The 6,068-nt window shown below is 59.5% G+C and carries 7 protein-coding genes and 1 pseudogene; 3 read left to right on the top strand and 5 right to left on the bottom strand.

The features are described 5' to 3' along the window. The coding region (locus tag AC04SG_RS31155; protein ID WP_488554158.1) for a hypothetical protein at positions 1-203 on the bottom strand (203 nt) is incomplete at its 3' end. 204 nt (positions 204-407) lie between these two features. Then, a pseudogene (locus AC04SG_RS31150) lies at positions 408-857 on the bottom strand (aminotransferase class I/II-fold pyridoxal phosphate-dependent enzyme); the annotation flags it as partial. Positions 858-1,576: 719 nt separating this feature from the next. Here AC04SG_RS31150 and AC04SG_RS31145 point away from each other — a divergent pair. Beyond that, positions 1,577-2,176, top strand: a complete 600-nt coding sequence (locus tag AC04SG_RS31145) for a hypothetical protein (protein ID WP_488554157.1) — start codon at positions 1,577-1,579, stop codon at positions 2,174-2,176. Positions 2,177-2,229: 53 nt separating this feature from the next. Further along, entirely contained in the window at positions 2,230-3,186 is a 957-nt protein-coding gene (locus tag AC04SG_RS31140) for a S8/S53 family peptidase (RefSeq protein WP_488554156.1), read from the top strand. A gap of 256 nt (positions 3,187-3,442) precedes the next feature. Here the strand turns inward: AC04SG_RS31140 and AC04SG_RS31135 are convergent, their stop codons facing one another. The 3 genes from AC04SG_RS31135 to AC04SG_RS31125 all read right to left on the bottom strand — a co-directional run bounded on the left by AC04SG_RS31135 (position 3,443) and on the right by AC04SG_RS31125 (position 5,697). Continuing rightward, complete coding sequence (locus AC04SG_RS31135; RefSeq protein ID WP_488554155.1) at positions 3,443-3,631, bottom strand: hypothetical protein; 189 nt, start codon at positions 3,629-3,631, stop codon at positions 3,443-3,445. A 63-nt stretch (positions 3,632-3,694) separates the two neighbouring features. Next, the gene (gene groL, locus AC04SG_RS31130; RefSeq protein WP_488554154.1) at positions 3,695-5,326 is read right to left on the bottom strand and encodes a chaperonin GroEL; all 1,632 of its coding nucleotides are present in this window, start codon (positions 5,324-5,326) and stop codon (positions 3,695-3,697) included. Positions 5,327-5,382: 56 nt separating this feature from the next. Next, positions 5,383-5,697 (bottom strand): co-chaperone GroES, encoded by a 315-nt coding sequence (locus AC04SG_RS31125; protein ID WP_488554153.1) that lies wholly within the window; start codon positions 5,695-5,697, stop codon positions 5,383-5,385. 98 nt (positions 5,698-5,795) lie between these two features. On the opposite strand from AC04SG_RS31125, the gene AC04SG_RS31120 reads away from it, so the two are divergent. Then, positions 5,796-6,026, top strand: coding sequence for a hypothetical protein (locus tag AC04SG_RS31120; protein WP_488554152.1), 231 nt, complete (start codon positions 5,796-5,798; stop codon positions 6,024-6,026). Positions 6,027-6,068 lie beyond the last annotated feature (42 nt).

Raw genomic sequence — 6,068 nt, 5'->3', positions numbered from 1 at the left:
CTTATGAATGCCTTTGACCAGAAAGTTCCGACGCAGGGACCGTCAAAAATTACACTTTGCTTCAAAGGGAAAATCGCCAAAAAAATATCTTTGAGGTTGCGCGGACTATCGGAACCAGTCGGGCGATTTTGGAGCTCGCGCCACCGGGCGACGACATATCCAACTCCCGCAAAAAGTTCCGTCACTCGATCCATATCGCGCATCGCGAGCAGGTGCCACTCTCAGCCGCTGGCGAGCCGCGCCCAGCCAATACGTCGTTCGCCACTAGTGGGAGCTGACCTCGATCTTTCTCGCCCCATGAAGAGGCACGGAAAATCGACGCTTCCTCCTCGATATCAACATAATCAGCAATGTCGTCAAATCGCAGCCGTCGGTATCGCTCCTGGCATGAATGTGGAGACAGCGTCGTGCGCCTCGTCGACGACGATGAAGGCCTCGTGCCGATCGCCAAGCACGATCAGGCTCTCCATCGGCGCGCGCGATCGCCATCCATGCCGTAAGGACTTTCGACTGCGATCCAGATCGCCCGGTGCCGCCTTCGGCTCGCCAGCGGGTGATCGCATCCTCGAAAGCATCGACGTCGTTATGCTCGGAGAACTTGAGGCCGGCGCGTGCCCCCTCACGTATGCTGGCATGGGTCAGCTCGTGGAGGATCAAAATGTCCCCTCCTGCGGCAGGGCGGCCAGCAGAGCGAAGTTGGCGATGTAGCCGCTGCCGAAGAACAGCGCGCGTTCAGCTCGGAAGAACGCCGCGGCGCCCGCCTCCATAGCCTCGCATTCCGGCGCATTGCCGCGCAGAAGCCGCGATCCGGTGGCGCCGACCGGGGCACCCCGCGCGATCGCCGCCTCAACCGCGTCGCTTCAATCCCTTCCGGCAGTTTGCCTTTCCGTACAAGAAGATCCAGCAAGCCGACCAAACAAGCCGATGTCGTCAAATTGCCAAGGCCACACAAATTGTCGGACACCGTCCCAAGTCTGCAGAGCTCATCCGCTTCGACGAGAGCAGCGTCAGCTTCCGTTATAAAGACTATTCCCGCCTGGCGCCAACCCGCGGCAAGCCAGGACGTCCCAGACAGTTGGTCCGACATTCCTACTCTCTCCATGTCCTGCCACCCGGCTTCGGAAGTCGTCTGGTATTCCGGGGTGGTCATCGGGCGGCAGACATTCAGCAATCACGGGCGAGTGGAAGGCTTAATCATGCTGGGGCGGACACATGGTCGTCATCGAGTTGTTCGCCTGCCGTGGGGCAGCCGCGAGCGCCGCCGCACGGCTCTCCAGCAGCACGCAGGGCCGCGATTGGTCGGACCCCAAGCCGCTCCGCGCTGTGGGCCTGTCAGGTTGCCTCCATTTTCTAGCGGCATCGTACAATCGGTATGAATTTTGCTGGTTCCATTGAGAGGCGGCGGAGTTGCTTGCCAGGTAAGAGCGAAGCGATCGCTCGGCAAAATTGCAAGGACAGGAACAAGTGGGTTTATTGAGATTGATCGCGTTCTCTGCTGGCAGCCATGCGTCTGCGGCCACGACCGCTGCCGCGCTTGAACACGTGCCCAGGGATATCGTGTGCCTGTCGAGGCCCGATGGTTTGGAGGCGGCTCCAACTATGGGCGTTGCAGATGGGCATTAGGTTGCAGGCGAGTTTCGTCCTATTTGGGATGACATTTCCCCTCAGCGTGATCACTGCGAACGGACAGGAGACCTGTCTCGTCGACATTCAGCAGGGATCAGAGCTAACCGCGGTCGCCAGCCGCCTGGGGAAGGGAGGATACGAGCTGTCGGATGGCACCCAGATGTCTTTTGACAAGTGGTACCGTAGCAAATGGATCGACATGCGATTTGAAATGTTAACAAAGCTGTCGGACGATTTCGGTCTCCTGTGGGGAGCCAGTTCCGGCCAGCACGCCAAAAAGGTTCGTATCGACCCGGGCATAAAACTCGGCTTTATTGTGCAAAAGCGCCCGACACCCTCCACGACGCTTTCTCTCATCGTCAGTTCGATTTTGGGCGGGAACCTGACTGAACAACCCTGCACCGCTAATTATGGCGACATCGGCGGGGTCCAGACGGTGAATTGCCGTCTAGCGGCGTCCCGGCTTCCGCCCGCGGATACGTTGAAGCATCTGGTAAACGTCCATCCGAGCCGATTGAGACTCAGTCTCTGGTTCAAAGGTCAGTTCTAAGTGATGGTGAATGGTTCATTTCGTTGATGTACAACCGCAGACAGGAGTTTGATTTGCGCAGAAAGCAATTGTTGCAGGCAGGGTTTGTTGCCGGTTTTGCCGTGTGCCTGTGGGCACCAAGCGGTTTCGCTGGTGACCTCGATTCCGGAGTGACCGGCAAAGGGAGTGCCGGAACCCCAACCATGGAAGGCAGTAGCTCGGGCTGCGCACAAAATCCCGACGGCACCTTTTGCTGGATGAGTCCGGATATTGGTGAAGCATGGGCATCGGGCTATACCGGTTCTGGGGTATCTGTGACTATCGTGGACGACTTCAAAGGTGAAATCCAAGAGGGGGATCTCGGCCATGGCCCCCAATGGCGACAACATGGGCAGTGGAGTGCTGAAGTAGCCGGCATGGTGGCACCTGGCGCAAAGATAATCGAGGTTGACTATTCTGAATCCGTTCCCCTCACGCTGGAGGACGGGCTCAATGTCGTCAATCTGAGCTTTGCCCTTGAGGGTCCCGTGAGCGAATTTCCGCTTGAGCAATCGATTGTCGCTGCGGCTCGGGCGGGTGATGCGGTCTTCACAAAGGTAGCCGGCAACGAGGCTGTAGCAGTAGGTACCCCGATCGAGGGGACTGTGGACTACCTAGCTCTCGACCTGATTGGGGCGCCATCGACCATCTTTGTGGGTGCGCTCGAGCACAATGGCACTCCCGAAAACAAGGCAAAGCTCGCCTCCTATTCGAATTATGCCGGTTCAGATTCGGAGGTGCAGAGCCACTTCCTGACGGTGGGGGTCGAAAGTGACAAGACTGGGCTATCCGGGACTTCTGTCGCGGCACCTGTGGTTGCAGGCTATGCCGCCATCCTTGGCAGCAAGTTCACGTCTGCAACACCGACACAGATTACCAATCAGTTGCTGGATACAGCCAGGACCGACACGCTCGTCAACTATGATGCGGCGACTTACGGCCGCGGCGAGGCCAGCCTCTCGAGGGCACTGGCACCCGTTTCGATCGAGTAAAGGAGCTCATAGACCGGAAGAACAAACTTGTTGCGAGGCGTTGATAAGCCACAAGAACGCCTCGCAACCCGCCTTGGGAACTGTGCTGTTTCGTGCAACAGCTCTTTGTGAACGACGAAAGTTCAACGATTGGCTCCGAAAAATGGGCAGGGAGAGCATCGGGAGTCGGGCATCCTGGCTGCGAACCTCCTCGGTGCGAACAGACAAGCCTTATCAGCGGCCCCGGCGACGACGCCTCCGCGGGTGACGTTTGAGACTATCTGACGGGGGCGCCGGTCGGAATACCTTTGGGATCCAGTTCCACAACCGGCAGGGCGGGGTCGATGAAAGCTCTGAGCCAAACGCTGACCCCACCATCATTGTGGATATCGACCCAACCCAGGATACTTTCAGTTTCGATGCTGTAGGTCTCATTTGCCGCGCGCGCCCCGGGGCGCTCATTCATGGCGATCCCCATTCCAGGGAAGTGCTCGTTCCCACGGGAGCGAGCACTTCCCCTTCAATTTGATCAAAAGTCCATGCCGCCGCCGCCCGGAATCGCCGGAGCGGGGGGGTCCTTCTTCGGCTTCTCGGCCACCATCGCCTCGGTGGTGACAAGCAGGCCGGCTACGGAAGCGGCATCCTGCAGCGCCGTGCGCACGACCTTGGCAGGATCGATAACGCCTTGGCCGAAGAGATCGCCGAATTCGTTGGTCTGCGCGTTCCAGCCATAGCCAAAATCGGGCTTTTCGCGAACCCTGCCCACGATGATGGAGCCTTCCGCGCCGCTGTTTTCGGCGATCTGGCGAGCGGGAGCCTCGATCGCGCGGCGCACGATGTCGACGCCGGTCTTCTGGTCCGGGTTGTCTACAGCGACATTGTCGAGTGCCCTTGCCGCCCTGAGTAGTGCCACGCCGCCGCCCGGCAAGACACCTTCCTCGACAGCCGCGCGGGTGGCGTGCAGCGCGTCGTCGACGCGGTCCTTACGCTCCTTGACCTCGACTTCCGTCGAGCCGCCGACGCGGATCACGGCGACACCGCCGGCGAGCTTGGCCAGGCGCTCCTGCAGCTTCTCGCGGTCATAGTCGGAAGTGGTTTCCTCAATCTGCACCCGAATTTGAGCAACGCGGCTGTTGATTTCGTCCTTATGGCCGGCACCATCGACGATGGTGGTGTTCTCCTTGTCGATGTCCACCTTGCGAGCGCGGCCGAGCATTTCCAGTGTCACATTCTCCAGCTTGACGCCGAGATCCTCGCTGATGGCCGTGCCGCCGGTCAGGATGGCAATATCCTCCAGCATCGCCTTGCGGCGGTCGCCGAAACCCGGGGCCTTGACGGCGGCGACCTTTAGTCCGCCGCGCAGCTTGTTGACCACGAGCGTAGCCAGCGCCTCGCCTTCGACGTCCTCGGCGATGATCAGCAGCGGCTTGGCGGACTGAACCACGGCCTCCAGCAACGGTACCAAGGCTTGCAGATTGGCCAGCTTCTTTTCGTGAATGAGCACGTAGGGCTCTTCGAGCTCGACGCGCATCTTGTCTTGGTTGGTGATGAAATAAGGGCTGAGATAACCGCGGTCGAACTGCATGCCTTCGACCACTTCCAGCTCGGTCTCGGCGGTCTTGGCTTCCTCGACGGTGATGACGCCCTCATTGCCGACCTTGTCCATCGCTTCGGCCAGGAAGCGGCCGATCTCTGCATCGCCATTGGCCGAAATCGTGCCTACCTGGGCGATCTCGTCGTTCTTCGTTACCTTGCGGGCATTGGCCTTTAAATCGCCGAGGATCGCTTCCACCGCCTTGTCAATGCCACGCTTCAAATCCATCGGGTTCATGCCAGCGGCGACTGCCTTGGCGCCCTCAATCACGATCGACTGCGCCAGCACCGTGGCGGTGGTGGTGCCGTCGCCGGCAATGTCGCTGGTCTTGGACGCGACTTCGCGGACCATCTGCGCGCCCATGTTCTCGAACTTGTCCTCAAGCTCGATCTCCTTGGCGACGGTGACGCCATCCTTGGTGATGCGGGGGGAGCCGAAGCTCTTATCGATTACTACATTACGGCCTTTGGGACCGAGCGTCACCTTCACCGCATTGGCGAGAATGTCGACGCCGCGCAGCATGCGGTCGCGGGCATCAGCATGAAATTTCACTTCCTTGGCAGCCATTGGTTCACTCCAGCAAGTAGGCAGTTCTTGTAGACTCTTTGTGTCATGCGTCTCGGTTACGCGGCCTGGCTGGCCGAGGTCGAATCCTCGATGACGCCCAGGATGTCGCTTTCCTTCATGATGAGCAGGTCTTCGCCATTGAGCTTGATCTCGGTGCCCGACCACTTGCCGAACAGGACGCGGTCGTCGACCCTCACGTCGAGGGGGCTGAGCTTCCCGCTCTCGTCGCGAGCGCCGGCGCCGACGGCGATGACTTCGCCTTCCTGCGGCTTTTCCTTGGCTGTATCGGGGATGATGATGCCGCCGGCCGTCTTCTCATCGGCCTCGATGCGGCGGACGAGTATACGGTCATGCAATGGACGGAACGTCATGTCGTTCTCCTTCAGGATAAACAGATTGCGAGAGCCTCCCCCGATCCGGGCTGTCAGGACCAGAATGGGGTTCGCGCGACCTTTGCGGAGTCGCGCGCATGCCGAACGAGTTTTGCTCCTTTCGTTTCAAGGGTGGACTGATTGAGGAAATTCCGATGGGCTCCGGTGATTGCGCCAGGGGACGATCGACGTCGATCCCCTGGGCGCGAGATCAACGTTCGCCCTGGGTCATCCTGAGTGCTGAGTATTTGCGCGCGTTGGGTCTGCAAGCCGAGGCGTCAGATGCACATCATATCAGGCAGATGAGTTCAACTGCAGCATTGATATGAAAAGAAAGAAGTTTCCTCCTGCCATCGACTGAGGCGACAGGT

Source organism: Mesorhizobium sp. CNPSo 4684, from assembly GCF_057784315.1.
This window is presented reverse-complemented; position numbering and strand designations above follow the sequence as displayed.

What these genes read in the sequence shown, in the direction of transcription:
- AC04SG_RS31145 (WP_488554157.1), top strand. Translation starts at nt 1,577, where the DNA reads ATGGTTTGGAGGCGGCTCCAACTATGGGCGTTGCAGATGGGCATTAGG.
- AC04SG_RS31135 (WP_488554155.1), bottom strand. Translation starts at nt 3,631, where the DNA reads ATGAATGAGCGCCCCGGGGCGCGCGCGGCAAATGAGACCTACAGCATC.
- groL (WP_488554154.1), bottom strand. Translation starts at nt 5,326, where the DNA reads ATGGCTGCCAAGGAAGTGAAATTTCATGCTGATGCCCGCGACCGCATG.
- AC04SG_RS31125 (WP_488554153.1), bottom strand. Translation starts at nt 5,697, where the DNA reads ATGACGTTCCGTCCATTGCATGACCGTATACTCGTCCGCCGCATCGAG.
- AC04SG_RS31120 (WP_488554152.1), top strand. Translation starts at nt 5,796, where the DNA reads ATGCCGAACGAGTTTTGCTCCTTTCGTTTCAAGGGTGGACTGATTGAG.